We start from the raw sequence: 25,061 nt of genomic DNA on the forward strand, positions 1-25,061 counted from the left end.
AATGCCGCACAGCCTCCCCCGCCTCCGCCGCGCCACCGCCCCCGCAACCGCCCTCACCCTCCCGCACCCGCCCGCCGAGACCGGCATCGTGCACCTGGGCCTCGGCAACTTCCACCGCGCCCACCAGGCCGTCCACACCGCGGCGGCACTACGCCACACCGACGGCCCCTGGGGCATCCTCGGTGTCGCCAGCCGCTCCGCCACCGTGGTGCGGGCGATGCGCGACCAGGAGATGGCCTACGCGGTCGTGGAGATCTCCCCCGACGACACCCGCGTCACCGTCCCCGCCGTGCACACCGGCGCCCTGGTGGCCGCCGAACAGCCCGACGACGTCCTCGACGCCCTCGCGGCACCCGCCACGGCCGTCATCACCCTGACCGTCACCGAACACGGCTACACCTTCTCCCCGCGCACCGGCGGCCTCGACCTCGACGCGCCCGCCGTCCAGGCCGACCTGCGGGGCGACGCGCCACCACGGACCACCATCGGACAGCTCGTCCGCGGCCTGCAGCGCCGCAGGCTCTCCCACGCCCGGCCCGTCACCGTGCTCAGCTGCGACAACCTCGTCGGCAACGGAACACAGACCAGGCGGCTGGTCCACGAGTTCACCCAGGCCCTCCCGGCGGCCGAACGCGACGACCTCGCGCCCTGGCTGCAGTCCGCGGTGACCTTCCCCAACTCCATGGTCGACCGGATCGTCCCCGCCACCACCGACGCCTACCGCGAGGCGGTCGCCGCCCACCTCGGCGTACGGGACACCGTCCCGGTACCGGCCGAACCCTTCAGCATGTGGGTGATGGAGGACCGCTTCGCCGCCGGGCGCCCGCGCTGGGAGACGGGCGGGGCGCTCTTCACCGACGACGTCGAACCCTACGAACTGCTGAAGCTGCGCCTGCTCAACGGCACCCACTCCCTCATCGCCTACCTCGGCGCGCTGGACGGACGGGAGACCATCCCGGACGCGACCGCACAGCCATTCATCGCCGAAGCCGCCCGCGCGGTGCTCCACGACGAGTATCTGCCGACCCTCACCGTGCCCGCCGACATCGACCTCGACCACTACACAGGGCAGCTCTTCGACCGCTGGGCCAACACCGCCCTGGGCCACCGCACCCGGCAGGTCGGCTCGGACGGCTCGGTCAAACTGCGCCAACGGGTCCCCGAACCCGCCCTGTTCCACCTGCGAGCCGGCCGCATGCCCCACCACCTGGCGCTCACCCTCGCCGCCTATCTGTGCTGCGTGGCACCGCGCCCCGGCTTCTCCCCCGGTCCCCACGCCACCGCGATGGCTGACCCCGCCCGTGAAACCCTCGCCACGATCACCGGCCGCGGCGCCACCTCATCCGGGCCGTCCTTCGTCGAGGCCGTCCTGGACAGCGGGCTGCTCGGCGACGGACTGACGGACCACCCGGACTTCACCACCCGGGTCTCCGAGCTGATCGACCTCATCGTCCGCCACGGGCCGGCCGCCGCGGCCGCCGACGCCGCCGGGGCCCTCCAGGCCCCCGCACACCGCTGACCCTCCACGGCCACCGGCCCCGTACGCCCCCTTTCTCCCCGTTCCCCCGTCCCCTTTCTCTCCGTTCCCCGTCCCCATTTCTCCCCATTCCCCTCCACCCGCTCTCCCTTCCCCCGCTCCGCTGCATCGATCCGTTCAAGGAGGCATGGATCATGGACAGCAATTCCACCCCCGCCACGGCGCGTCCCCCGTCGCCGGCCACCACCCCCGCCGAGCCACCCGCCGACCCCGGCGCGGTGCGCCGCGCCGCCTGGGCCGGTCTCATCGGCACCGCGCTCGAGCAGTACGACTTCGTCATCTACGGCACCGCCTCGGCGCTGATCTTCAGCGATCTGTTCTTCCCCAACGCCTCACCGTCCGTGGGCATCCTGGCCAGCTTCAGCACCTACGCGGTGGGCTTCGCCGCCCGCCCGCTCGGCGGACTCTTCTTCTCCCGCTACGGCGACCGCCTGGGCCGCAAGTGGGTCCTGGTCGCGACCCTGCTCCTGATGGGCGGCTCCACCCTCGCCATCGGACTGCTGCCGACCTACAACGAGGTGGGCGTGCTCGCCCCGATCCTGCTGCTGATCTGCCGTATGGGGCAGGGCTTCGGGGCCGGGGCCGAGCAGTCCGGCGGCGCCACCCTGCTCACCGAGACGGCCGCCACCGGACGCCGCGGCAGACTGTCCTCCCTCGTCATGACCGGCGCGGCACTGGGCACCGCTCTGGGCGCGGTGGCCTGGATCCTCGCCCAACGCCTGCCCGAGGACGCCCTGATGAGCTGGGGCTGGCGACTGATCTTCGGCAGCAGCCTCTTCGTGACCGTGATCGCCATGGTCCTGCGCCGCAAGCTGCACGAGAGCCCGGTCTTCACCGAGCTCAAGGAACAGCGAGAGCGACCCGCCTCACCAGTGAAGGAGGTCTTCCAGCACGGCCGGAAGCCCATGCTCCTGGTGCTGTTCATGAACTTCGGCATCAGCACTCAGTCCTACACCTACCAGGTCTTCATGGCCTCCTATCTGGTGTCCAGCGTCGGCGTCGACAAGGACTTCGTCCCGCAGGTGCTGCTGATCGGGGCCGTGTGCGGCGGTCTCGCGGCCATCTGCTTCGGCACCCTCTCCGACCGCCTCGGGCGGCGCCCGGTGTACTCCACGATCGCGGGCGCGCTGGTGCTGCTGCCGGCCCCGACCTTCATCGCGCTGAACACCGGATCCCATGTGGCGATCACCGTGGCCATCGTCGTCGGCTTCATCCTGGCCTGCCATGGCTCGGTCGGCGTCCAGATGAGCTACTTCCCCGAGCTGTTCGGCAAGCGCTACCGCTACGCGGGCGTCACGCTGGGCCGGGAGTTCTCCTCGGTGATCGGAGGCGGGGTCGCGCCACTGGTCTGCAGTGCGCTCGTCACCGCGTTCTCCGGCTCCTGGATACCGGTCGCCGTCTATATGACGGTGGTCACGGCGGTCAGCCTCGTCGCCACCCGGATGGCCCCGGAGACCCTCGACCGCGATCTGAACACCGCGGCCGACAGCACCGCGCCGGTGAACCGGTGAACCGGTGAGGTCCTAACGCGACCCGTAAGGCAGCAGCGCCATCTCACGCGCGTTCTTGATGGCGCGGGCCAGTTGGCGCTGCTGCCGCGCGCTCACCCGGGTCACCCGGCGGCTGCGTATCTTGCCGCGGTCGGAGATGAACTTCCGCAGCAGCTCGGTGTCCTTGTAGTCGATATAGGTGATCCCCGCCTTGTCCAGCGGGTTCACGCGGTTGCGCCGGGCGTCCCGGCGGGTGGGGTCGAGGCGTCGGGCCATCATCGGGTCCTTGTCTGTGTGGTGCGTGCGGTGTCCGTGCTCCGGTCAGGACACCTGGTCGAGCAGTTCGTCGAAGGCGTGCGGCAGCCGACGCCAGACGTCCGGCCCGGCCGCGTACTCGGAGTCGGTCAGCAGACACGAGTCGAGCAGGGCCAGCAGCCCGTCACGGTCGAGACCGGGCGAGGTGAAGGTGAGGTGCTGACAGCGGTCGCCGTGGTCGGAATGCCAGTCGAGCGCGGCGGCCACCCGCCGTTCGGCCGGGACCATCTCCCAGGCGGCGTCCGGCAGCGCGGCCAGCCACGGCCCGGCCGACTCCACACACAGCGCCCCGCCCGCCGCGTCCCACGACAGCAGGGTGTCGCCCCGGTCCGCCAGCCAGAACCGGCCCCGGCTGCGGGCCGCGGCGCAGGTCAGGTCCTCCAGCGCGGCGTAGAGCCGCCCCGGGTGGAAGGGCCGCTCGCGCCGCCAGACGAGGGTGGCCACCCCGTGGTCGTCGCCCTCCTGCGGCAGCAGCGCGCACGCCGGATGCTGCCGGGCGGCCGCCGCCGCGATGTCGAAGCCCTGGAGAAGCGCGGGCCCCAGAGCCCCCTCGCCGAGCCGCTTCTGCCGTGCGCCCGGGGTGAGGTGGGTGAGCAGAGCCAGGTCGCCGTCGTCCGGGGACTCCTCGGACGTCTCGTCCTCGGCGACGGCGATCACGGTGGGGTACTCCAGCTGCCGGGCGAAGGTGTCCGCGATGGTGCGCTGGTCGGTCGGGGCGGCGGCGAGACCGGCCTCGGCGAGGTCGTCGCCATTGGCGAGGTACGGCACCATCAGGGCCGGGTCGACCGCGGTGGCCACCCCGGTCAGCTCCAGCGGCGCGCCCTCGGCCGCGATGACGGCGGCCATGGCCTGAAGCTCGACCGAGTCCCACAGTTCCACGACGGCGAGCCGGTGCCCGCCGCCCGTTGCCAGGCGCAGCAGTTCGGGGACCATGTCCTCGCGCAGCGCACAGCACGCGCAGTCGTTCACCAGCGGCGCCTCGCCACTGCCCAGCAGGCCCGAGGCATCGCGCACGGTGCGGCGCACGGCGCGGTCGGTGGCGGCGGACAGGTCGTGGTGCAGCGCCACCGAGCCGGGCACCGTGCGCAGGATCTCCTCGACGGCGGCGCGGCGGGCATCGGCGTGCAGTCCGCCCACGACCGCGACGGCCAGCCGGTTCTCGTCCGCGATCACCGGCCCCTCCGCCCGCGTCCGTAGCGCCGCTCGAACCGCTCGACGCGGCCTGCGGTGTCCACGACGCGCTGGTTGCCGGTGTAGAAGGGGTGGCTCGCCGAGGAGATCTCGACATCGATGACCGGGTAGGTGTTGCCGTCCTGCCACTCCACGGTCTTGTCGCTGGTGGCGGTGGAGCGGGTGAGGAAGGCGAAGTCGGCGGACCGGTCGCGGAAGACGACGGGCCGGTACGCGGGGTGGATGCCGGGCTTCATGGCGGTCAGCGCTCCTCACGGAAGTCGACGTGGCGGCCGGCGACCGGGTCGTACTTGCGGAGGGTCATCCGGTCGGGGTCGTTCCGCCGGTTCTTGCGGGTCACATACGTGTAGCCGGTGCCCGCGGTGGACCTCAGCTTGATGATCGGGCGTAGTTCATTGCGTGCCATGAGCCACAGCATACACGATAGTGGTTTTCATTTTCATCTAGCTGCTACGCTGCCGCGACATCCACACCACACCACCGAACGGAGGAACCATGTCCGCCCACTGCCAACTCACCGGCCGGCAGCCCGGCTTCGGCCACCACATCTCCCACTCCCACCGCCGCACCAAGCGCCGGTTCGACCCCAACATCCAGCACAAGCGCTACTGGCTGCCGAGCGAGGGCCGCCACATCCGGCTCACCCTCAGCGCCAAGGCCATCAGGACCGTCGACGTGATCGGCATCGAAGCGGCCGTGGCCCGTATCCGCGCCCGGGGAGGGAAGGTCTGATGGCGAAGAAGAGCAAGATCGCAAAGAATGAGCGGCGGCGCGTGATCGTGGCGCGTTACGCCAAGCGCCGCGCCGAACTGAAGGCACTCATCGCCGACTCCCGCGCCTCGGAGCAGGAACGACTCGACGCCCAGCGGGAACTGCGCCGCCAGCCCCGCGACGCCAGCGCCACCCGCGTACGGAACCGCGACTCCATCGACGGCCGCCCCCGCGGTCACCTGCGCGCCTTCGGCCTCTCCCGCATCCGGCTGCGCGAAATGGCACACGCGGGCGAACTCCCGGGGGTGACCAAGAGCAGCTGGTGATGCCCGACCGTTCCGGCCCACGCCGCCGAGGTGGCCGCTTGGCACACTATTAACCCTGTGCCGACGCCGACGGTCCGCCCATCGGCGCCGACGGCTCTCGCCCGCCGGCGCCGACAGGGCGTCCGGCTACGGGGCGTCGGCGAGGCGGAGGTCGCCGTCGGCGGGCGGCGCGAAGAAGCCGGCCACCTCCGCGTCGGTGACCTCGGCCAGAGCGGCCGGGGTCCAGCGGGGACGGCGGTCCTTGTCGATCACCTGGGCGCGGACGCCCTCGACGAAGTCCGGGCGGGACAGGGCCGCACACGAGACGCGGTACTCCTGCTCCAGGACGCGCTCCAGCGAATCGAGCGCGCGGGCCCCGCGCACGGCGGCCAGCGTGACCTTAAGCGCCGTGGGGGACTTGGCGAGAAGGGTCTCGGCGGTCTCCTTGGCGGCCGGTTCCCCGACGGCCATCAGCCGGTCCACGATCTCCTCGACGGTCTCCGCCGCGTAGCAGTGGTCGATCCACTCCCGCCGGCCGTCCAGGGTCCCGGCCGGGGCGTCCACCGCGTACCGGGGAAGGACGTCCGGCACCGGGTCCGCGGCCAGATCCCGGGTCAGCGCGGGCAGCAGCTCGGAGGGGACGACATGGTCGGCCAGCCCGCACCGCAGCGCGTCGGCGGCGCCCACCGACGCTCCCGTGAGCGCCAGATGCGTCCCCAGTTCGCCCGGTGCGCGGGACAGCAGATAGGTGCCGCCGACGTCCGGTACGAAGCCGATCGTGGTCTCGGGCATGGCCACCCGGGAGCGCTCGGTGACGATCCGCACGCTGCCATGGGCCGAGACCCCGACGCCCCCGCCCATCACGATGCCGTCCATCAGGGCCACATACGGCTTGGGGTAGCGGGCGATCCGGGCGTTGAGCGTGTACTCGTCGCGCCAGAACGTCCTCGAGGCCGCGCCGCCGCCCGAGGTCACATCCCGATGGATCATGCGGATGTCGCCGCCCGCGCACAGCCCGCGCTCCCCGGCCCCGCCGATCACCACGGCCTGGACGGCCGGATCCCGCTCCCAGGCGGTGAGGGCCTCGGCGATCCGGGCCACCATCGGAGGGGTGAGGGCGTTGAGGGCGCGGGGGCGGTTGAGGGTGAGATGTCCGGCGCGGCCCTCGGTGCGCGTCAGCACGGCGTCGTCGTCGATCACGGAGTCGGTCACGCGGTCGGTCACGGAGTCGGTCACGGGGTGTTCGGGTCCTTCCGGCGTCTGGTGCGTTCGCGGATCATCACCGATCCGTCACCGCCGATCCTCTCAACGGGCCATCGGCCCCGGACAGCCGCTCCTCTGCTTGACTGGGCACATGCTGTCGATCGGTTCCGTGGTGCTGGGGGTCTCGGACGTCCGGCGCGCGGCGGCGTTCTGGACGCGGGCCCTGGGATACGTCCCGCGCGGGGAGATCGAGGACGACTGGGCGGTGCTGGTCCCCGCGGACGGGCGCACCGGGGTCCGGCTGTCGCTCGGCCGCAGCGAGACCCCGGTCCAGGGGCGCCCACGCGTCCATCTGGATCTCTACGCGGGGGACGCGGCCGATCAGGCCGCCGAGGTCGAGCGGCTGGTCTCGCTCGGCGCCCGGCGGGTCCGCTGGGAGCTGTATCCGCCGGACGCCGATTTCATCGTCCTGGCCGACCCGGACGGAAACCGCTTCTGCGTCATCGACACCGGCCGCGGCTGAGCCCCGTTCCCGCACCGCGAGCGCCGCGGCACAAAACGCTCTGGACACGCGCCGCCCCGCCGGGGAGGGTGGGCGCGGCCCATCACTGACCCCCGAGGACCCGTCTGATGACTGCTCATCCGCTGACCACCAGCACCCCCGCCGCCGAGGGCGTGGACGCGCGGGGCGTCCACGCCTTCCTCGACGCCGTCGAGGGTGCGCCGGACATCGAGCCGCACAGTCTGATGATCCTGCGCCACGGCCGGCTCATCGCCTCCGGCTGGTGGGCGCCGTACACCGCCGAGCGGCCGCATCTGCTCTACTCCCTCAGCAAGAGCTTCACCTCCACGGCGGCGGGGCTGGCCGCCGCCGAGGGGCTGCTGAACCTCGACGATCCCGTGATCTCGTACTTCCCCGAGTTCGAGGCGGAGATCACCGACCCGGGCAGCCGGGCCATGCTCGTCCGCCATGTCGCGTCCATGGCCAGCGGACATGCCGAGGAGACCGTGGAGCGGGCGTTCGGCGGGGACCCGGAGGAACCCGTGCGCGGCTTCCTGCGGATTCCGCCGGATCACGCGCCGGGCACCGTCTTCGCCTACAACCAGCCCGTCACGTACACCCTCGCCGCGATCGTCCAGCGGGTGACCGGGCAGTCGCTGACGGAGTATCTGCGGCCGCGCCTCTTCGATCCGCTGGGCATCGGCGAGACCGCCTGGCTGCAGATGCCGGCCGGGCGTGACCTCGGCTTCAGCGGGCTGTTCGCCGCCACCGACGCGATCGCCCGGCTGGGGCTGCTGTATCTGCGGGGCGGCGAGTGGGAGGGCCGGCGGCTGCTTCCGGAGTCCTGGGTCGCCGAGGCGACGCGGGAGCACATCGCGACCGAGGAGGCCATGGTCAATGGCTCGGGCCCGGACTGGCGGCGGGGGTACGGATTCCAGTTCTGGATGTCCCGGCACGGGTACCGGGGCGACGGGGCGTTCGGGCAGTTCTGCCTGGTGCTGCCCGAGCATGACGTGGTGATCGCCACGACGGCGGACACCGAGCGGATGCAGGCCGTTCTGGACGCGGTGTGGGAGCATCTGCTGCCCGCGTTCGGCGAGGCGCCGCTGACCGGCCGCGAGGACGAGGACGCCGCGCTGGAGCGGCGGCTGTCCCGGCTCGCGCTGCCGCCCCTCGCGGCGAAGCCCGCGCCGCTCACGGACCCCGGCGCCTGGTCGGGCGCGGAGTTCGGCCCCGAAGGCGGCGCCTGCGCGGATCAGCCGACCCTGGCGGGGGTCACCGTCGCCGAGGACGGCTCCGGCGGGTGGACCGTCTCGCTGGCCGAGGAGGCATCCCGGCTGAACCTGGGGTTCGACGGCGCGGGGTGGCGGGTTGACGACGGGCCGCGGGCGCCCGTCCCCACGGCGGTGAGCGGGGGCTGGACGGACCCGGACACCCTCACCGTGGACGTGGCGTTCCTGGAGACCCCGCATCACCTCGTGGTCACCTGCTCCCTCGCGGACCGTGTCTTCACCGCGCGGTGGCGCACGGTTCCGCTGCACCGGGCCCCGCTGCACGCCATGCGCGCGCCCAGGCCGCGTTGACGCGTTCCGCCGTTCTGAAAGGGTGGGCGCTGGTCCGGGGCAGCCCCCGGGATGGACCAGGGCCCCCTTGCGGGCGGACTGCGGAACGAGGCTGAGATGCGCGAAATCGATGCGACGGGCAGGGCCGAGGGCCAGGCCGTACGGAAGGATGCGCCGGGCGTGCGGGCGCACATGGCGGCGGGTGAGGGATCGTCGGGCGCGGTGTGGGTGCTGCGCCCCGACGGGGGCCTCGACCGGCCGGACCATCCCCTGTTCACCGGCGCGTGGCAGGTCGGCCGGGACAGACCCACCGCCGCCGTGATCGTGGATCTCTCACGGGTCCGGGAGATCACGGCGGACGGGGTGCGGGGGCTGCTGCACTGCGCGCGGGCCCTGGCCGAAGCCGGTGCCGCACTGCTCCTCGCCGGGACCGACGAACCCGTGGCGCGGCTGCTGCGTGTGGCGCTGGTGGACGGCACGATCCGGATCCACGACACCGTCGAGGCGGCCGTCGCCGCCTGCGGCGCGGCGGCGAGGGCGGACACCGCCGCGCGGGACGGTGGCCGAACGGCGGTGCCCGAGGTGATACGGCTGCGCCGGGAGACCGTCGATCTGCGCGCCAGACTGCGCTCGCACCCTCTGATCGCACAGGCGCAGGGCGTACTGCGGGAGCGCTACCGGCTGCCCGATCCGCAGACGGCGTTCACCCTGCTCCAGCGCAGTTCACAGACGCACAACGTCAAACTGCGGACCCTGGCGGCCGCGCTGCTGCGCATGGAACGGCCCGATCCGGACAGCCCGCTGTGGTTTCCGGAGCGCGCCCCCGAGGAGGCCCCCGCGCTGCCGTTTCTGCCGGGTGTGCGGACCGGCGAGGTCAACCGCGGCACAGTCGTGAAGGGGGTGCTGAGCCAAGCCCTGGAGGTGCTGGGCTCCGACATGGGCGATGTGCAGCTGGCGGACCCGGTGGGCGGGCTGCGGATGGAACAGCACCACGGATTCGGCAGGGAGTTCCTCGACTTCTTCGCCCATGTCGGCGAGGGCGAGACCTCGTGTGCGACGGCGGCGGCCCGTGCCCGGCCGGTGATGTCGGACATCGCCACCGACCGCGTCTTCTCCGACACCGCCCGCGAGGTGATCCTGGCGACCGGCTCCCGCACCGCGCACAGCATCCCCATGACCGGCGCCTCCCGGCGGGTCGTCGGGGTGTTCTCGGTCCACGTCTCCCAGGCGGGGCGCAGCCTGACCAACGCCGAGGCCGGAATACTCCACCAGCTCGCCACCCGGGCGGGGCTGTGGCTGGAGTGGCATGAGCGCACTGTCGTGCTCGACGCGCTCGAAGATCTGCATCAGCGCGCCCAGGGCGCGGAGCCCGAAGCGGCGCCCCGGGCGTCGGACCCCGAAGCCGCCCCTCGGCGGCCGGACCCGGGGCCCTGGCCCGTGTGAACGGACGCCACTGCGCCGTCCACCGGGACGAGGACGGGCCGGCCCACGCGGTCTCGGCCCGCCGCACCCATCTGGGCTGCCTCGTCGCGACGCCTGACCCCGGGCCGTCCGCCCGGCGACGTCCGATGAAAAGACGCACATGGCCTCGGGCCATGGGGGTATACGCGCTGGCGTCACCTCTCCGGCTGAGAAAGGACCACTGCCGTGCTGATGGCCCACCCGGTCGTACTTCAGAACCTCATCGAGCAGTACGAGACGCTGCGGATGCTGCACGCCGAATCGGGCGGCACCGAGGTACGACAGCGGATGGACGACCTCGCCTACACCCTGTGCGTCTCCACCGGGACGCGGGATGTGGACGCCGCCCTCATCGCCGCCCGGCACCAGCTGCCCGGCGCCCGCGTGGAGGACGACTCGGCCCTCACGGCCGGGGCGGGCACATCGGGCGGCTGAGTCCCCCGCGCCACCCACGGTGGAGGCGCCGCCGCCGGATCAGCCCTCGATCCCCTGAGCCAGCTCGGCGAGGTCCATGGTCTGGTTCGCGGGCGGCGCCTTCACCGTGACCGGCTCATTGAGGCCGGAGAAGGTGATGGTCATGTCGAGCGGGCCCTTGTCCCCCTCGCCGCGCATGCGGAACCGCTTGGTGTGGCCGTCCGGGTCGATCCACATGTCCATGGACAGCCGGTCGACCCCCATCTCCTCGTACGCCTTGAGGTTCTTCTCGCGGCGCTTGCGGGTCGCCGCGTCCTCGTCCTTGAGGCTCTCGCGCATCTGGGGGACGGTGATGGTGCCCCGGTAGTGCGTCGTGCGCACCCCGTCGATGGTCTCCTCACCGACCCGCTTCACATCGTCGGCGCCGGAGAGGAAGGCCGAGTCGTCGGCCGGATTCTTGTCGGCCTGGCGGGAGAGCGAACCGCCGCCCAGCGCGCCGGTCGCCTTCTCACCCAGGGCCGAGAGGTCCAGCTTGAGCCAGGTCTTGCCGTTCAGCTCGCCGGCGGCTTCCTTGCCCCCGTCGAGGTACATCGCCCCGTCGACCATCCGGATCTCCACCGCCGCGTCGGTGCCCTGGCCGACCGCGCGCATCGTCATCCGGACCGCGACGGGCTTGGTGCTCATCGCCGCCTCGCCCTCGATCCGCCCGTCCTCGGGGGTGCGCCCGGTCATCCGGTAGCGGAACGAGGTGAGCTTCTCGCTCTTCTTCGCGGCCGCCCGCACGGCCGCGGCCGGGGCCATCCGCACCTGCTCCGAGGACTTCTCCCCCGCCTTGCCCTCCGGCTTCCCGTCCGCCCCGGACGAACCACAGCCGACCGCACCGCCACAGAGCAGCACGGCGGCGAGCACGGCACCGGCCGCGCGAGTGCCTCTGCCATGTCCCCTATATACGACCATGGCCATATACCCCACCCCTTGCAGAACTTCTGTTCGTTTCTCTGTGATCCGGGACAGTATCAGCAGTGGGCGACAGCTACCCGTGGGCGTGGACCGGGGGCAAGGGGCCGTCGTGGCGTTCGAGGGCGACGCGGGTGAGCTGGCCGGTGCACCCCTGGGTGAGCCGCGAGGTTCCGATGTCATGGGTGACGGCGTTGGGGTTGCCGTGGACGCAGGTGGCCACCTCGGGGGCGGAGGGGTCCCACCAGGCGCCGGTGGCGAGCTGGACCACTCCGGGCCGTACCGCGTCGCTGATCACCACTCCGGCCAGGCTACTGCCGACGGCGCTGCGGATCCGCGCCACGTCGCCGTCCCGCAGCCCCAGCGTCGCGGCGTCCCGCGGGTGCAGCCGGACCGGCTCGCGGCCCGCGACCTTCGACGACGCGCTCAGCTCGCCGTGGTCGAGCTGGCTGTGCAGCCGGGTGGCGGGGTTGTTGGCGACGAGATGGAAGGGGTAGGGGTGGGAGTGCTCGGCGTCCGGCCCCGGGTCCGGGTCCGGGGGCAGCCAGGCCGGGTGGCCCGGGCAGTCGTCGTAGCGGAACGAGGCGATGGTGGCCGAGGCCAGCTCGATGCGGCCGCTCGGGGTGGCCAGTGGACGGGCGTCGGGGTCGGCGCGGAAACCGGCGTAGAGGGTGTGGTGTTCACGCAGGCCGCGCAGGGGGATGCGGCCGGCCCGCCAGAAGGTGCCGAAGTCCTCCTCGGGGGCGTACCGCGGGTCGAGCATCGCGCGCCAGCTCTCGTAGAGGTGTTCCAGCCAGCCGCGTTCGTCGCGGCCGCGTGAGAAGTCATGGCCGATGCCGAGCCCGTCGGCGAGATCGGAGAGGGCGTGGAAGTCGTCGCGGGCCTCGCCGACCGGGTCGGCGACGCGGTGCATGGCGATGAGCGCCGCGTCCTGCCTCGCGCCGCCGATGTCGTTGCGTTCCAGGGTGGTGGTGGCGGGCAGGACCACATCGGCGTGACGGGCGGTGGCCGTCCAGTGGGGCTCATGGACGACGACCGTGTCCGGGCGGCCGAAGGCGCGGCGCAGCCGGGCCAGGTCCTGGTGGTGGTGGAAGGGGTTGCCACCGGCCCAGTGGACGAGGCGGATGTCGGGGTAGGTGTACCGGCCGCCGTCGTAGTCGAAGGTTTCCCCCGGGCGCAGCAGCAGATCGGCGATCCTGGCGCAGGGGATGAAGTCGGGGACGGGGTTGCGGCCCTGGTCGAGGGTGGGCAGCCGGTACGGGAGGGTGCCGGCGCCGATACCGGCGGTGGCCCCGTACCCGTGGCCGAAGCCGCCGCCGGGCAGTCCGATCTGGCCGAGCAGGCAGGCCAGGGCGATCCCGGCCCACAGGGGCTGCTCACCGCGGTGGGCGCGCTGCAGGGACCAGCTCAGGGAGATCATGGTCCGGTGCCGGGTCAGCTCACGGGCGAGTTCGGCGATCCGGGCGGCGGGGATGCCGCAGATCCCCTCGGCCCACCGCGGGGTCTTGGGGGCGGAGCCGTCCTGGCCGAGGACATGGCGGGCGAAGGTGTCGAAGCCCGCGCAGTGGCTGCGGCAGAAGTCCGCGTCGTGGCGCCCCTCCTCGATGAGGACATGGCTGAGGGCCAGCATCAGGGCGGTGTCGGTGCCGGGGACGATGGCCAGCCACTCGGCGTCGAGCTCGGCCGCGAGGTCATCGCGCACCGGGCTGACCAGGATGAACCGGGCACCGCGGGCGCGGGCCGCGGCCAGCTGCGCCGCGGTGCGATGACGGCTGAGGCCGCCCGCGTTGACCTGGAAGTTCTTGGCCGGCATACCGCCGAAGCAGAGAAAGAGGCCGGTGTGCTCGGCCAGCACCGACAGGGTGGTGGGGGCACTGATCGGTGAGTCGTCACCGACGACATGGCGCAGCAGGGTACGGGAGGCGCCCAGGCTGTAGGTGTTCACCGAACGGGTGTATCCGCCGAAGCAGTTGAGGAAGCGGTGTATCTGGCTCTGCGCGTGGTGGAAGCGGCCCGCACTGCCCCAGCCGTACGAACCGCCGAAGACGGCGCGGTTGCCGTGGGCGGTGCGGACCCGGTCGAACTCCCGGGCCAGGAGGGAGATCGCCTCGTCCCAGGACACTCGTACATAGGTGTCCGTACCGCGCTTCGGGTCGGGCCCGGGGCCGCGCTCCAGCCAGCCGCGGCGGACATGCGGGGCGAGGACCCGGCCGCGCGGGCCGAGCGCGGCGGGAATGTTGCGCAGCAGCGGCGACGGGTCGGGGTCGCCGGGGTCCGGGATCACCTCGAGGCCGCCACCGGGGAGGGGGGTGGCGCTGAAGGTGCCCCAGTGCGAGCTGTGGGGGCGGGGGGTGGCGGGCGGCGTTTCCGGGGTCATCCGGTGGCCTTCCGCTCCGCGTTCTCCTGAGCCTCCCCCTCGACCGAACCGAGGCTCAGCATCAGGCGGTTGGCCCAGCCGAAGAACGCCGCACAGTGGACGAGGTCGACCAGCGCGAGTTCGGTCAGGCCCAGCGCGCGCAGCGCCTCCACATCGGCTTCGGCGGCGGTGGCCGGGACCGGGGCGAGCCCCGCGGCGAACCGGGCGATCAGCTTCCAGCGGCGGCCGAGGACGGCCGTGGAGCCGTACGCCAGGAAGCGGCGCACCGGTGCGGGGTCGCCGTGCAGCCGTGCGGTGAGCCGCGCGTGCACCGAGGCGCAGTAGACGCACCCGTTGTACAGGGATACGGCGGTGGCGGCCAACTCCCGTTCGGCGCGCGGCAGTCCGCCTTCGGCGGTGAAGGCGGCCAGGTCGATGGCGGTCCGTACGGCGAGGATGCCGAGGTCATGGCCGAGGGTGCGGAAGTACGGCGTGTCGACGCGGGCCTTGCCGGCGAGCGCGGTGCGGTGTTCCTCGCTCAGCTCCTCGGGGGCGAGCGGGCGGACGGCGGGGCGCCAGGTGAGGACGTCGGTGGTGTACCGCGGCCCCCCGGCCACGGTGGTCGAGGGCGTGCCGGGGTCGGTGCCGGTACCGGAGTCACCGGTGGCCAGCAGCGCCAGTCCGGCGGCCAGTTGCATCTGGTGGTTGGCGAAGGCGATGGTCTGGGCGAGCGTCACGATCTGCGGATCGGTGAATCCGGCGGCGCGCAGCGCGTCCGGTCCGCCTTCGGCCGGGGTGTGGGTGAGCAGCCGGGCGTGGGCGACGGCGGCGGCGATACGGCGTGGTGTCGCCGCCGCCGTCGCCGTCGCCGTATCGCCGTCGAGCGGGGCGCGGGTGATGATCCGGTCCGCGGTGGTGGTGTCCCCCGCGGCGGTGTCGAGCAGGGTGCGGTAGTGGTCGACGGCCGGGCCACGGCGGTGCTCTACGGCCACGGCGAGGGCGGCCGCGGCGCGTTCGGCGGCACTGACGCCCGTGCCGGTGGCCGTCGCGGGGGCGGTGCGGGGGCTGGTGACGTGGCCGGTGGCGGTCTGGAACAGCACGTCGTACGCGCGCTGCTCCAGCTCGATCAGCTCCGGGCGCAGCGCGCGCAGCCGGGCCAGCTCCTGCGTGGCACCCGCGAAGTGATCCAGGACGTCGAGGGGGTGGTCGGTCTTCGGCACGGCTTCGTGCACGGCGGGGCCTTTCATGCCGGGCGGCGCAGGGACGGGGTGGCCTCGATCAGCGCACGGGTGTAGTCGCTGTCCGGGCGGTCCATGATCTGCTCGCGGTCCCCGGTTTCGATGATCCGGCCGTGGCGCAGTACGGCGATCCGCGAGCACATGTGCCGTACGACGGTGAGGTCATGGGAGATGAAGAGCATGGCCAGACCTCGGTCCCGGCGCAGCTGGGCGAGGAGGTTGAGCACCTGCGCCTGGACGGAGACGTCGAGCGCGGACACCGGTTCGTCGGCCACCAGCAGCCGGGGTTCCGGCGCGAGGGCGCGGGCGATGCCGACACGCTGGCGCATCCCGCCGGAGAGCCGGTCCGGGTAGGCGCCGGCCAGCTCCGGGTCCAGGCCGACCTCGGTGAGCAGCGCGGCGACACGTTCGCGGCGGGCCGCTCCCCGGGGGAGGGCGGCGCCGATGGTGTCGCCGATGCGGCGGTCGGGGTTGAGCGAACCGTACGGGTCCTGGAACACCATCTGGATCCCGGCGGCCAGCTCACGGCGGCGGCGCCGGGTGGCGTGGGTGATGTCCTCCCCGTCGAAGAGCACGCTTCCGGAGCCCGCCCGCTGGAGGCCGAGCAGCACACGGGAGATGGTGCTCTTGCCGGAGCCGGACTCGCCGACGAGGCCGAAGGATTCGCCGGGTGCGATGGCGAAGTCGACGCCGTCGACAGCCCGGAGCGGGGGGCGGGCGAGGGCGCCGGGGTAGGTGACGGTGAGCCCACGGACCTGGAGCAGGGTGGTTTCTCCCGCTCCCCGCCCCTTCCCGAACCGGGACTCCGCCCCGGACCCCGCCGGGGGCTTCGCCCCCACACCCCCACCGGGGCTCCGCCCCGGACCCCGGTCCTCAATCGCCGGACGGGCTCCATCGGCCGCCGCCACGCCGGACGGCGGCCCGTCGGCCTCCGGATCGCCTGAGCCAGCCGTGGCGTCGGCCGCCGAAGCCGCCACGGTGGCGGGCACCGGCTCCTGGCCACCGCCCGAGCCCGCGTTGGGCGCCGCGCCCGAGGGCGTCCCGGGAGACGCCACGTCCGCTGTCCCGACGGCCGACGAGGGCGAACCCGGCGCGGGGAACGTCCCCTCGGCCGAGGCCGGAGCGCTCGGTGCCGCGGGCGATGTCGCGGGCTCCGACGGGCCGCCGGAGGCGATGCGCAGGGAGGGGTCCGCGAGGGACTCCTCGTCCATGGGGCCCACCAGGGCGGCGACGGTTTCGGGGACCGTGGCGAGGCGGGTGCCCGGGACATCGTCCATACGGGGGACGGATGTCACCAGGGCACGGGTGTAGGGGTGTTGGGCGGCGGTCAGGATGCGCTCGGTCGGGCCCTGTTCGACGACCCGGCCGCGGTACATGACGACCACGCGCGAGCACATCTGCCCGACCACCCCGAAGTCATGGGTGATCAGCACCACCGCCATGCCCATCTCGCGCCGCAGCTCCGCGAGGAGTTCCAGGACCTGGGCCTGGACGGTGGCGTCCAGCGCCGTGGTGGGCTCGTCGGCGATCACCAGTTCCGGTTCGTTGACCAGCGCGGCGGCGATCATCACACGCTGTCGCATCCCGCCGGAGAACTGGTGCGGATATTCCCCGGCGCGCCGCTCCGGCCGGTCGATGCCGACGCGTTCCAGCAGTTCCACGGCGCGGGTGCGGGCCTGGGACCGCTTCACATCGTGGTGCAGCCGGTACGCCTCGGCTATCTGCGCGCCGACCGTGCGGTACGGGTTGAGCGCGTCGAGAGCGTCCTGGAAGACCATCGAGACGCGGCGGCCGCGCAGCCCGCGCAGGGTGCGTTCCCCGGCGCCGACCAGCTCCTGGCCGTCGAGCCGGATGGATCCGGTGATCCGCGTCCGCGGCCCGTGCAGGCCGAGGACCGCGAGTCCGGTGGCGCTCTTGCCCGAGCCCGACTCCCCCACCAGGCCGACCGTCTCGCCCGGCCGGACCTGCCAGGACACCTCGCGTACGGCCTCGACGCCGGCGTCCGGGAAGGCGACGCTCAGGCCGGACACCTCCAGCAGCGGGCTCTTCGCCCGTTCCGTCACCGGATCCGTCACCGGTTCCATCCTCTCAGCGCGCTCAGACCTGGATCAGGTCGCGTCGGGTCTGGGTCAGCAGCTCATGACCGGCTTCGGTGATCACCAGGCTGTCGGAGTGCTGGAGGCCGCCGAAGCTGGGGATGCGCAGGTTCGGCTCGAAGGTGAGCGTCATCCCGGGCTCCAGCACCAGGTCGTCGTGCGGGCCCAGGCTCGGCTGCTCATGCGGGCCGAGGCCAAGGCCGTGGCCGATGCGGCCGGGGAGGTAGTCGCCGTATCCGTGGCGCACATAGCTTGTCCGGGCCGCCTCGTAGACCTCGGCGCAGGTCAGTCCGGGCCTCAGATACGGCTGGACCTCCTCGCGGATGGCCAGCAGCGCCTCGAAGGCGCGCTGCCGCTCGGCGGGCAGCGGGCCGACGGCGACGCTGCGCTCGTTCTCGGCGTGCATGCCGTCGATGGCGGTCCAGATGACGGTCCACTGGATCTCGCCGTTGACCGGGCGGCGGGAGGTGGGCGGTGCGGAGTTCATCGGCACCCGGTCGCCGACCAGGGAGTAGGCCCACAGGGCGTTGAAGACGCCGCCCTCGAGGTTGCCGAAGTCCATGGCGAGCCGGTCGGGGTGGAGGCTGGACCACACCTCCTGCATGGTGCGCATGGCGACCGAGGACACCTCGACCTCGCTGCGCCGCGCGGCGACCGCCTCCAGCGCCGCGTCCATGCCCGCGTCCGCGATCTCGCAGGCGACGCGGAGCGATTCGAGCTCGGCGGCGTCCTTGACGTAGCGGGCGCGCATCAGGGCCTGGCCGGTGTCGGTGAAGGCCGCCTCGGGCAGGGCGAGTTCGAGCCTGCGCTGGTAGTTGACGGGCAGGAACTCGCCCTCGATGCCGATCCTGGCGTCGCTCAGCCCCCGTTCGGCCATCACCTCGGCGAGCACCTGCCACCACTGGTCGGGGCCGATCTCCTTGGCCCAGCGCCCGTAGGGGCGGATGTCGGAGATCCGGGAGACCGTGCGGGAGCTGTGGGCGCGCAGCGCGTGCAGGATGAACACCGGCTCGCCCTCGGCGGGCAGCACCACCAGTACCGGGTGTGAGTAGATCATCGGCGTGTAGCCGGAGAGGTAGAAGGTGTTCTGCGGCTTGACGACGACCATGGCGTCCACGCCGTCGGCCCGCAGGTTGTTCTGGACGCGGGCCCAGCGGGCGCGGACGGTATCGGTGTCGGGGATCATGCGGTGGTGCTCCTCGCGGTCACGGTCTTCTTCACGGTGCTGCGGGCCGCGCGGCGTCCCTCGCCGCGCTCGGCGAGCCGCTCCCCCAGCAGATTGGCGCCGATCACCAGCGCCACCAGGCCGAGGCCCGGCAGTACGGCGATCCACCAGGCGCCGAGCAGCTGTCCCTGCCCCTCGGCCACCATCAGCCCCCAGTCGGGGGCGGGCGCCTGGGCGCCGAGGCCCAGATAGGTGAGCCCGGCCTCCATCAGCACGGCGCGGGACAGATCGAGGGTGGCGGTGACGGCGACCAGACCGCGCACCCCGGGCAGCAGGTCGTACAGCAGCACCCGCCAGGTGGGGACGCCCTGGGTCAGCGACGCCTCGACGTACGCCATGGTGCGCAGGGCGAACACCCGTGAGCGGACGAGGCGGAAGTACGCGGGCCAGCCGGTCAGCGCGATCACCAGCACCAGGACGGCGGTGGACTGTCCGCCGAAGGTCAGCACCAGCAGCGCCAGCAGGATGGACGGCAGGGCCAGTTGCACATCGGCGAGCCGGGAGAGCACCTGGTCCAGCCAGCCGCGGGCGAACCCGGACAGCAGCCCGAGCAGCGTCCCCGCGAGGCCGCCGCAGACCATGGCGAGTGCTCCCACCAGCAGTGGGGTACGGGCGCCGTACAGCAGCCGGCTGAGCAGATCGCGGCCGAGCTGGTCGGTCCCGAGCGGATGGCCCGGGACGCCGGGCGCCGCGTCGGTGTGGGCGAGGTCCTGGGCGAGCGGATCGTGCGGGGCCAGCACGGGCGCGAGCAGCGCGAGCAGCACCACGAGGGCGAGCAGCACGGCACCGGTGGCGCCGGCCGCGCCCGGCCGGAACCGCCGGCCATGCTTCATGGGATGGCTCATCGGCTCTCTCCTCCCTGGTGGCGGACGCGCGGGTCGAGCACCCCATAGAGCAGGTCCACGACGAGGTTGACCACGACGAAGGCGGTGATCAGGAAGGTCAGGTCGGCGAGGACCAGCGGATAGTCCTGGTTCTGCAGGGCGGTGATGGCGAGCTGGCCGACGCCGGGCCAGGAGAACACCGACTCCACGATCACGGTGCCGCCGAGCAGCGTGCCCGCCTCCAGCCCGAGGACGGTGACGGTGGGCAGCATCGATCCGTACGCGGCGTGCCGCGCCACCCGGGCGCGGCTCATGCCGAGCGCCGTCCCGGTGCGGGAGTACGGGCGGGCCAGCTCACCGCGGAGGTTGTTGCGGAACACCCGGGCCAGCGGCGGCAGCACCCCGCAGGCGAGGGTGACCGCTGGCAGCAGGATGGAGGTGGCGGTGGTGGCGCCGGAGGTGGGCAGCCAGGCCAGCTCGACACCGAAGACCCACACCAGCAGGACACCGATGTAGAAGCCGGGCACCGATTGGGTGAGGAACACCAGCCACATGGGCCATTCGCGGCCCGCCCCGCCGCCCTCGCGCGACCCGGTCCACAGCCCGACCACGAGCGCCGCGGCGGCGGCCCCGGCGAGGGCGACGGCGGCCAGCAGCACGGTGGCGCCGAGCCGTTGCAGCACCACGTCGATGGCGGGCTGCTGAAAGGTGAGCGAGTCGGGGAAGTGGCCGCGCAGGGCGTCACCGAAGAACGACGCGTACTGCTCGGCCAGCGGACGGTCGTAGCCGAGGGCGTGGCTGAGCTGGGCCACCTTCTCGGGCGGGGAGCCGATGGGGGCCATCAGCACGGCGGGGTTGCCGGAGGAGTGCAGCACGCAGAAGACCGCCGAAAGGGCGCCCCAGACGGTCAGCGCGGTCAGCACGAGGCGGCGGATCAGGAAGCGGATCATCCCGCGGCCCCCTTCCAGGACATCTCGGCGGGGCGGACCCAGTCGTCGGGCCTGGCCCGCCAGTTCAGGTCCTCGGCGGTGGCGTGGAGACCGGGCTGCGGGAAGAGGAAGAGCACCGGGGCCTGGTCGCGGGCGCGCCGCGCCGCGCGGCCGTAGAGCGTGTCGCGCTCGGCCCGGTCTTCGGTGCCGCGCGCCCGGGTGACCGCGTCGGTGAACTCCTCGTCGTCCCAGTAGGCGTAGGGGCTGTCGGCGACGAACAGCCCGTAGAGCCCGCCGGCGGCGAGGGTGGGCCAGGCCTGGGTGATGTACTGCATATCGGGCATCGCCTTCTGCTGCAGATACTTCTGCATGTAGACGGCGAACGGCAGGCTGTTGATCCTCACGTTCACGCCGATCTCGCGGAGCTGCTGGGCGACGGCCTGCACGACGAGCTCGCCCGCCACGTACTGGCCGCTGGGGACGGTCAGCTCCAGGCTCAGCGGCCGGCCCGTGCCGTAACCGGCTTGGCGCAGCAGCGCCCTGGCCCGGTCCGGGTCGTGCGGGTAGCCCGTGAGACCCCGGGTGTAGCCGGAGTAGTGGTCGGTCATCAGCTGGCCGGGGCTGGGGTCGACGGTGTTCTTCAGCAGGCTGGAGGTGATGGCCCGCTTGTCGACCGCGTAGTTGACCGCGCGCCGCACCCGTACGTCGCGCATCGGGCCCTTGAGGGTGTTGAGCTTGATGAACGCCATCCGGGTGGTGTCCAGCCGCTGGATCCGCAGCGCCCGGTCGGCGCGCAGCCGGTTCAGGTCCTGCGGGTCGAGCCCGGCGACGGCGTCGAGTTCACCGGAGAGCAGCCCGGAGACGCGGGCGGCCTCGGAGGGGGTGATCCGGAAGGTGACCCGGCGGATGGCGGGCGCGGGGCCCCAGTAGTCGTCGCGGGCACGCAGCTCGACGTTGCCACCGGGGCTGTAGCTCGTGATCGTGTACGGGCCGGATCCCATCGCCTCGGTGGCGGGCTTGTGGCGCGCCGCCCAGTGGGGCTCCAGCAGATACAGGAAGGACAGCGCGCCGAGCAGATCGGCGTCGGGGCGGGAGGTGATGAGGTCGACGGTGCGCCGGTCCACCTTCTCCGCCCGGGTGAGATCGGGGAAGTTGGGGGTCATGCGCAGCGCGTTGTCCGGGTCGAGCAGCCGCCGGACGTTCCAGACGACGACGTCGGCGTCCAGCGGGGTGCCGTCGGCGAACGCCGCCCCGGGATGGAGGTGGAACCGCCAGCGGGTGGGCTCCACCCGCCGCCAGGAGGTGGCGGCGTCCGGGCCGATGCTCAGGTCGGGCCCGCGGGTGACCAGCGAGGAGTAGGCCGAGGACAGCACGGACAGATCGGTGCCGACCGAGGTGGTGTTCATCGGGTCGAGGGTGGTGACGGCCGCGGACAGCCCGATCACCACATGCGAGGCGTCCGCCCGGTCCCGCGGGGTGTCTCCGGGCAGGCAGCCGGCCAGTGCCGGGGTGAGCGCGAGCCCGGCGCCGAGGCCGAGGAGGCCGCGCCGGGTCAGCCGTGGTGTGCCGTTCATCCGGCCGCTCCCCCTGTTTCCACCGCTGCCGGTGGATCGGTGAAGACCGTCCGGTCGGAGGCGCAGGGGTTGCCGAGGGTCACGTAGAAGGCGCCCTCGGGGAGCACGGCGATGGAAGCGTAGGTCGTCTCGGAGCCGGCCCCCTCGACCTGGTGGCGGCAGAGCGAGTCCTGCGGATAGCCGGTGTGGTCGGCGAGCAGTTCGGCGAGCGCCCCCGGGGTGAGCCCGTGGGAGGTGCCCAGGGCGCGGCCCGCGGTGGCGGCGCGGTGGTACGAGGAGGCGTTCTGGTCCGGGCCGGGCGCGAGCGGGGCGGTGGCCGGGCACTCGTAGTGGTTGGTGAGCACATGGTGGTCGGCCCGGTCGCGGACGGTCACCTCGGAGGCGGTGGCCTCCACGGCGAGCCGCTCACCCGGGTCGGCGAGCGCGATGTTCAGACCGCTCAGCCGGGGCTGCCCGCGCAACAGGTCGGCGAACTCCCCCGCGGTGCGGGCGCGACGCAGCAGATCGTGCGAGTTGATGAGGATCCATCCGGTGCCGGAGGCCCGCCAGTCCACTCCGGTGCGCTCGCTCCAGACGCCGGAGGTGGACATCGCCAGCCCGGAGTCGTTGATACCGCTGCCCGGCCACAGCACACTGCCCGCGACGGTGACCTCGGTCATCCGCCGCCCGTCGGGGTAGCGGCGGCGCAGCACGACATGCTCGGCGAAGTGCCCGGCCATGTCACGGGTCTTGGCGAGCAGGGTGTGCCCGGCGGCGGCGCGGTCGCCGGAGGCCAGGAGCTGGCTGCACTCCTGCGGAACCCAGCGCAGCACCATATGGGCGGGCAGGTTGAGCGCGAGGATGTCGTCCAGGGGCGCGTCCGCGCCCTCGGCGATACCGCACAGCTCGGCCCACTGCCCGGGGTCCGCGCGGCGCACGAAGCCGGCGTTGGCGGTGAGGCACTGGCGGTAGCGGCTCACCGACGCCTCGTCGGTGCACAGTTCGCCGATGTCGCGGCGCACGGCGGCGATATTGGCGGCGATCGCCGCACGGGCGGCGCGGCCGTGCTGCCGGCCCTGTTCGGCGGGGTCGCCGCAGAGGTCGAGATAGGCGGGGTCGGCCGACTCCCCGGCCGACCCCGGGGCCAGGCCCCACTCCTGCCAGCGGCTGGGATGGGCGGCCCGGACGGGTTCTGCGACGGTCACTGCTGACGCTCCTCGGTCAGGGGACGGCGGGGGACGGGGACGTGGCGGCACTCCGGTGGGCCGACGGCGCGGAGCAGTTCGGCGGCGACGCGGTCGGTCTCGTGGAAGAAGTCCGCGTTCGTACCGGGCCGGGCTCCGATGGCGGTGGTCCAGCGGACGCCTTCCAGGGGGACGCCCACGGCGAAAAGCGCCCGGTGCGCCGTGCCGTCGGGGCGGCGGACCCGGCCGTCGGCGGGGCGGACGTCGAGCGCGCCGGTGGGCAGCGGTTCGGCGTCGGTCCCGGCCGAGGCCAGCCGGTGGGGGCGGGCCACGCCGTCGGTGAGGAGCCCGCGGACGACGCCGGGGCCGTCGGTGGTGACATCCGTTCCGGGCAGCCAGGCGTCGATCACCGCGTCGGGCCGTACCGAAAGCCCCGGCACGACCGCGGACTCCGCCCGCGTCCCCGGGCGGACCGGCCCCAGCAGGCGCACCACGCCCGCGTCCAGCAGCGCCCGAAGCTGGCGGACCCGCAGCGCGGGCGGGCCGCCGGAGACGAAGTTGGCGAAGCCGTTGAACCAGCCGAGGATGTCCCGCCGGTACGACTCGCCGCTGAGGCCGCCCGCCGTGATGAGCGTGCGCAGCGCGGGGCGGGCCTGGCGTACGGCGACGGCGAGCGCGGCGGGCGGGGGCACCCGGGGATCGGTGGCCGCGGCCGCGTCGGCGTCGAGGTGCCCGGCCCACCAGGCGTCCAGCTCCGCGTGGTGGGCGAAGCTCCGCCCCCGCAACGGTTCGGCGATCGCGTCCAGGTCCAGCCGGAGGGCGGCGGGGGCGGCGGCGCGCAGGGCGGTGTCGCGGCCGGGGCCGGGCGGCTCGGCGAGGGCGCGGCGCAGCGCGCCGGGGTCGGGCAGTTGACCGGCGTGGAGCTTCAGCACCCGGTCGTACCAGGCGAGTTCGAGGTCGGCGACCAGCCAGGGCAGCACATCGGCGCGGAAGTCGAGCCGTTCGCGGGCGGCGAGCGCGGCGACCCGCCCGGGGGTGAGGAAGGCGACGGGTGCCCCGACCCCGGGAGTGTCCACCCGGGCGTGGAACGGGACACCGCGCCGACTGGTGATCCAGATGCGCGGCTCCCGGCCGCTTGGCGTGTAGCCGTGCTCGCCGAAGCGGCCGCCCCGGCCGAGGGTGAGCAGGGCGAGTACGTCGAAGGCGTTGAGCCCGCCGCCCCGCAGCAGCACCTGGGCGCGGGGGGCGATGGCGTCCAGGGCGTAGTCGGTGGGGTGGCCGCCGGGGAGGTGGAGCGGCTCACGCCGCGGCGGGGCGGCGGGCGCGTCGAGGTGGCCGGTGGCGAGGACGACGGCCCGGGCCTCCAGCCGGTCCCCGTCGTCCAGGACGACCTGGTATCCGGCGGGTGTGCCGGAGGAGCCCGCCGGGGCCGTCAGGGGTATCACCCGCACCACGGCCGCCGTGCGGACCGCTATCCGCATCCGGTCCCCCGCGGCCGCCCGTATCCGGTCCAGCGCGTCGGTGAGATACGCCCCGTAGACGCGGCGCGGGGCGTAGTCGCGGTCATCGGCGTGGGCGGCGAATTCCCCGGCGGTGGAATCGGGATGGCCCTTCCCGGCGATACCCCGCAGCCATTCCGAGAACGTGGGACCGGTGTCGACGGGCGCGTCCAGGCGCACCGATCCATCGGGGAAAACGGTGTTGTCGGCCACCATCGTGTTCATCAGCAACTGCGGCGGCTGATCACGCCGCCACACCCGTCCGGCGCCCGGCGGATACGGGTCGACCAGCACCGTACGGAGCGGACGGTCGCCCGGGACCGCCCTCGCCACCAGCCGTTCCAGCACCGACACCCCGCGCGGACCGGCCCCCACGACCACGGCGTCGACCGGTCGGCGGTCGGGCCCCGGCGCGGGCACGGCGGAATCGTTCATAAAGATGTCACATTTCTTACGCGGCACGGGAAAGCGGCGGAAAGAAATCTTGCGGGCGACGTCCTCGCACGTCA

At 73.2% G+C, this 25,061-nt stretch carries 23 protein-coding genes and 1 pseudogene; 9 read left to right on the plus strand and 15 right to left on the minus strand.

Features of this window, described 5'->3' with window-relative positions; translation table 11 throughout:
- Nucleotide 1: 1 nt before the first annotated feature.
- Both CGL27_RS06130 and CGL27_RS06135 read left to right on the plus strand, forming a co-directional pair.
- A complete protein-coding gene (locus CGL27_RS06130) occupies nucleotides 2-1,519 on the plus strand; it encodes a mannitol dehydrogenase family protein (RefSeq protein WP_119985140.1) in 1,518 nt (505 codons plus the stop codon).
- Between the two features lie 152 nt (nucleotides 1,520-1,671).
- Nucleotides 1,672-3,048 (plus strand): MFS transporter, encoded by a 1,377-nt coding sequence (locus CGL27_RS06135; RefSeq protein WP_119985142.1) that lies wholly within the window; start codon nucleotides 1,672-1,674, stop codon nucleotides 3,046-3,048.
- 12 nt (nucleotides 3,049-3,060) lie between these two features.
- Here the strand turns inward: CGL27_RS06135 and rpsR are convergent, their stop codons facing one another.
- From rpsR to rpmG, 4 genes are read right to left on the minus strand one after another with little or no spacing between them, the layout of a single operon-like run.
- Entirely contained in the window at nucleotides 3,061-3,303 is a 243-nt protein-coding gene (gene rpsR / locus CGL27_RS06140; RefSeq protein ID WP_078638846.1) for a 30S ribosomal protein S18, read from the minus strand.
- Between the two features lie 45 nt (nucleotides 3,304-3,348).
- The gene (locus CGL27_RS06145; RefSeq protein ID WP_119985143.1) at nucleotides 3,349-4,515 is read right to left on the minus strand and encodes a GTP-binding protein; all 1,167 of its coding nucleotides are present in this window, start codon (nucleotides 4,513-4,515) and stop codon (nucleotides 3,349-3,351) included.
- Nucleotides 4,512-4,769, minus strand: a complete 258-nt coding sequence (locus CGL27_RS06150; RefSeq protein ID WP_078638848.1) for a type B 50S ribosomal protein L31 — start codon at nucleotides 4,767-4,769, stop codon at nucleotides 4,512-4,514. Before CGL27_RS06150 ends, CGL27_RS06145 begins: the two co-directional genes overlap by 4 nt.
- Nucleotides 4,770-4,774: 5 nt before the next feature.
- Entirely contained in the window at nucleotides 4,775-4,939 is a 165-nt protein-coding gene (gene rpmG / locus CGL27_RS06155; RefSeq protein ID WP_043238828.1) for a 50S ribosomal protein L33, read from the minus strand.
- 89 nt (nucleotides 4,940-5,028) lie between these two features.
- Here rpmG and rpmB point away from each other — a divergent pair, with 89 nt between their 5' ends.
- Both rpmB and rpsN read left to right on the plus strand, forming a co-directional pair.
- Nucleotides 5,029-5,265 (plus strand): 50S ribosomal protein L28, encoded by a 237-nt coding sequence (rpmB, locus tag CGL27_RS06160; RefSeq protein WP_078638849.1) that lies wholly within the window; start codon nucleotides 5,029-5,031, stop codon nucleotides 5,263-5,265.
- A complete protein-coding gene (rpsN, locus tag CGL27_RS06165) occupies nucleotides 5,265-5,570 on the plus strand; it encodes a 30S ribosomal protein S14 (RefSeq protein ID WP_119985145.1) in 306 nt (101 codons plus the stop codon). Before rpmB ends, rpsN begins: the two co-directional genes overlap by 1 nt.
- Nucleotides 5,571-5,696: 126 nt before the next feature.
- On the opposite strand, the gene CGL27_RS06170 is transcribed toward rpsN, so the two are convergent.
- Nucleotides 5,697-6,785: an enoyl-CoA hydratase/isomerase family protein gene (locus CGL27_RS06170; protein WP_119985147.1), complete on the minus strand. Its 1,089-nt coding sequence runs from the start codon at nucleotides 6,783-6,785 to the stop codon at nucleotides 5,697-5,699.
- Nucleotides 6,786-6,903: 118 nt separating this feature from the next.
- Between CGL27_RS06170 and CGL27_RS06175 the strand changes: the two genes are divergently transcribed.
- From CGL27_RS06175 to CGL27_RS06195, 5 genes and pseudogenes are all read left to right on the plus strand, one after another.
- A complete protein-coding gene (locus CGL27_RS06175; protein ID WP_119985149.1) occupies nucleotides 6,904-7,275 on the plus strand; it encodes a VOC family protein in 372 nt (123 codons plus the stop codon).
- A 107-nt stretch (nucleotides 7,276-7,382) separates the two neighbouring features.
- Nucleotides 7,383-8,837: a serine hydrolase domain-containing protein gene (locus CGL27_RS06180; RefSeq protein ID WP_119985151.1), complete on the plus strand. Its 1,455-nt coding sequence runs from the start codon at nucleotides 7,383-7,385 to the stop codon at nucleotides 8,835-8,837.
- A 171-nt stretch (nucleotides 8,838-9,008) separates the two neighbouring features.
- Nucleotides 9,009-10,259 carry an ANTAR domain-containing protein gene (locus tag CGL27_RS06185; RefSeq protein WP_240450950.1) on the plus strand — a complete coding sequence of 417 codons (1,251 nt, stop codon included), beginning with the start codon at nucleotides 9,009-9,011 and terminating at the stop codon, nucleotides 10,257-10,259.
- Nucleotides 10,235-10,348 (plus strand): annotated as a pseudogene (locus CGL27_RS51545) (FAD-dependent oxidoreductase); the annotation flags it as partial. The gene CGL27_RS06185 and the pseudogene CGL27_RS51545, both read left to right, overlap by 25 nt.
- Nucleotides 10,349-10,463: 115 nt before the next feature.
- Nucleotides 10,464-10,712: a DUF5133 domain-containing protein gene (locus CGL27_RS06195; protein WP_078638854.1), complete on the plus strand. Its 249-nt coding sequence runs from the start codon at nucleotides 10,464-10,466 to the stop codon at nucleotides 10,710-10,712.
- 39 nt (nucleotides 10,713-10,751) lie between these two features.
- Here the strand turns inward: CGL27_RS06195 and CGL27_RS06200 are convergent, their stop codons facing one another.
- The 10 genes from CGL27_RS06200 to CGL27_RS06245 form a co-directional block, all read right to left on the minus strand.
- The gene (locus CGL27_RS06200) at nucleotides 10,752-11,654 is read right to left on the minus strand and encodes a DUF1396 domain-containing protein (protein ID WP_119985155.1); all 903 of its coding nucleotides are present in this window, start codon (nucleotides 11,652-11,654) and stop codon (nucleotides 10,752-10,754) included.
- A gap of 70 nt (nucleotides 11,655-11,724) precedes the next feature.
- Nucleotides 11,725-14,025 (minus strand): molybdopterin-dependent oxidoreductase, encoded by a 2,301-nt coding sequence (locus tag CGL27_RS06205; RefSeq protein ID WP_119985157.1) that lies wholly within the window; start codon nucleotides 14,023-14,025, stop codon nucleotides 11,725-11,727.
- Nucleotides 14,022-15,236 (minus strand): peroxidase-related enzyme, encoded by a 1,215-nt coding sequence (locus CGL27_RS06210; RefSeq protein WP_119985159.1) that lies wholly within the window; start codon nucleotides 15,234-15,236, stop codon nucleotides 14,022-14,024. Before CGL27_RS06210 ends, CGL27_RS06205 begins: the two co-directional genes overlap by 4 nt.
- 11 nt (nucleotides 15,237-15,247) lie before the next feature.
- On the minus strand, nucleotides 15,248-17,317 hold the full coding sequence (locus tag CGL27_RS06215; RefSeq protein WP_162952892.1) for an ABC transporter ATP-binding protein: 2,070 nt from the start codon (nucleotides 17,315-17,317) through the stop codon (nucleotides 15,248-15,250).
- Nucleotides 17,318-17,339: 22 nt separating this feature from the next.
- Nucleotides 17,340-18,524 carry a Xaa-Pro peptidase family protein gene (locus CGL27_RS06220; protein WP_119985163.1) on the minus strand — a complete coding sequence of 395 codons (1,185 nt, stop codon included), beginning with the start codon at nucleotides 18,522-18,524 and terminating at the stop codon, nucleotides 17,340-17,342.
- Nucleotides 18,521-19,408 (minus strand): ABC transporter permease, encoded by an 888-nt coding sequence (locus CGL27_RS06225; protein WP_119985165.1) that lies wholly within the window; start codon nucleotides 19,406-19,408, stop codon nucleotides 18,521-18,523. Before CGL27_RS06225 ends, CGL27_RS06220 begins: the two co-directional genes overlap by 4 nt.
- Complete coding sequence (locus CGL27_RS06230; protein ID WP_119985166.1) at nucleotides 19,405-20,337, minus strand: ABC transporter permease; 933 nt, start codon at nucleotides 20,335-20,337, stop codon at nucleotides 19,405-19,407. Before CGL27_RS06230 ends, CGL27_RS06225 begins: the two co-directional genes overlap by 4 nt.
- Nucleotides 20,334-21,890, minus strand: coding sequence for an ABC transporter substrate-binding protein (locus tag CGL27_RS06235; RefSeq protein WP_078638862.1), 1,557 nt, complete (start codon nucleotides 21,888-21,890; stop codon nucleotides 20,334-20,336). Before CGL27_RS06235 ends, CGL27_RS06230 begins: the two co-directional genes overlap by 4 nt.
- A complete protein-coding gene (locus CGL27_RS06240; protein ID WP_078638863.1) occupies nucleotides 21,887-23,074 on the minus strand; it encodes a C45 family peptidase in 1,188 nt (395 codons plus the stop codon). The genes CGL27_RS06235 and CGL27_RS06240 overlap by 4 nt, the downstream gene beginning before the upstream one ends.
- On the minus strand, nucleotides 23,071-24,987 hold the full coding sequence (locus CGL27_RS06245; protein ID WP_119985168.1) for an FAD/NAD(P)-binding protein: 1,917 nt from the start codon (nucleotides 24,985-24,987) through the stop codon (nucleotides 23,071-23,073). Before CGL27_RS06245 ends, CGL27_RS06240 begins: the two co-directional genes overlap by 4 nt.
- Nucleotides 24,988-25,061 lie beyond the last annotated feature (74 nt).

The organism is Streptomyces sp. 11-1-2 (genome assembly GCF_003595545.1).
GTDB classification, from domain to species: Bacteria; Actinomycetota; Actinomycetes; order Streptomycetales; family Streptomycetaceae; genus Streptomyces; species Streptomyces hygroscopicus_B.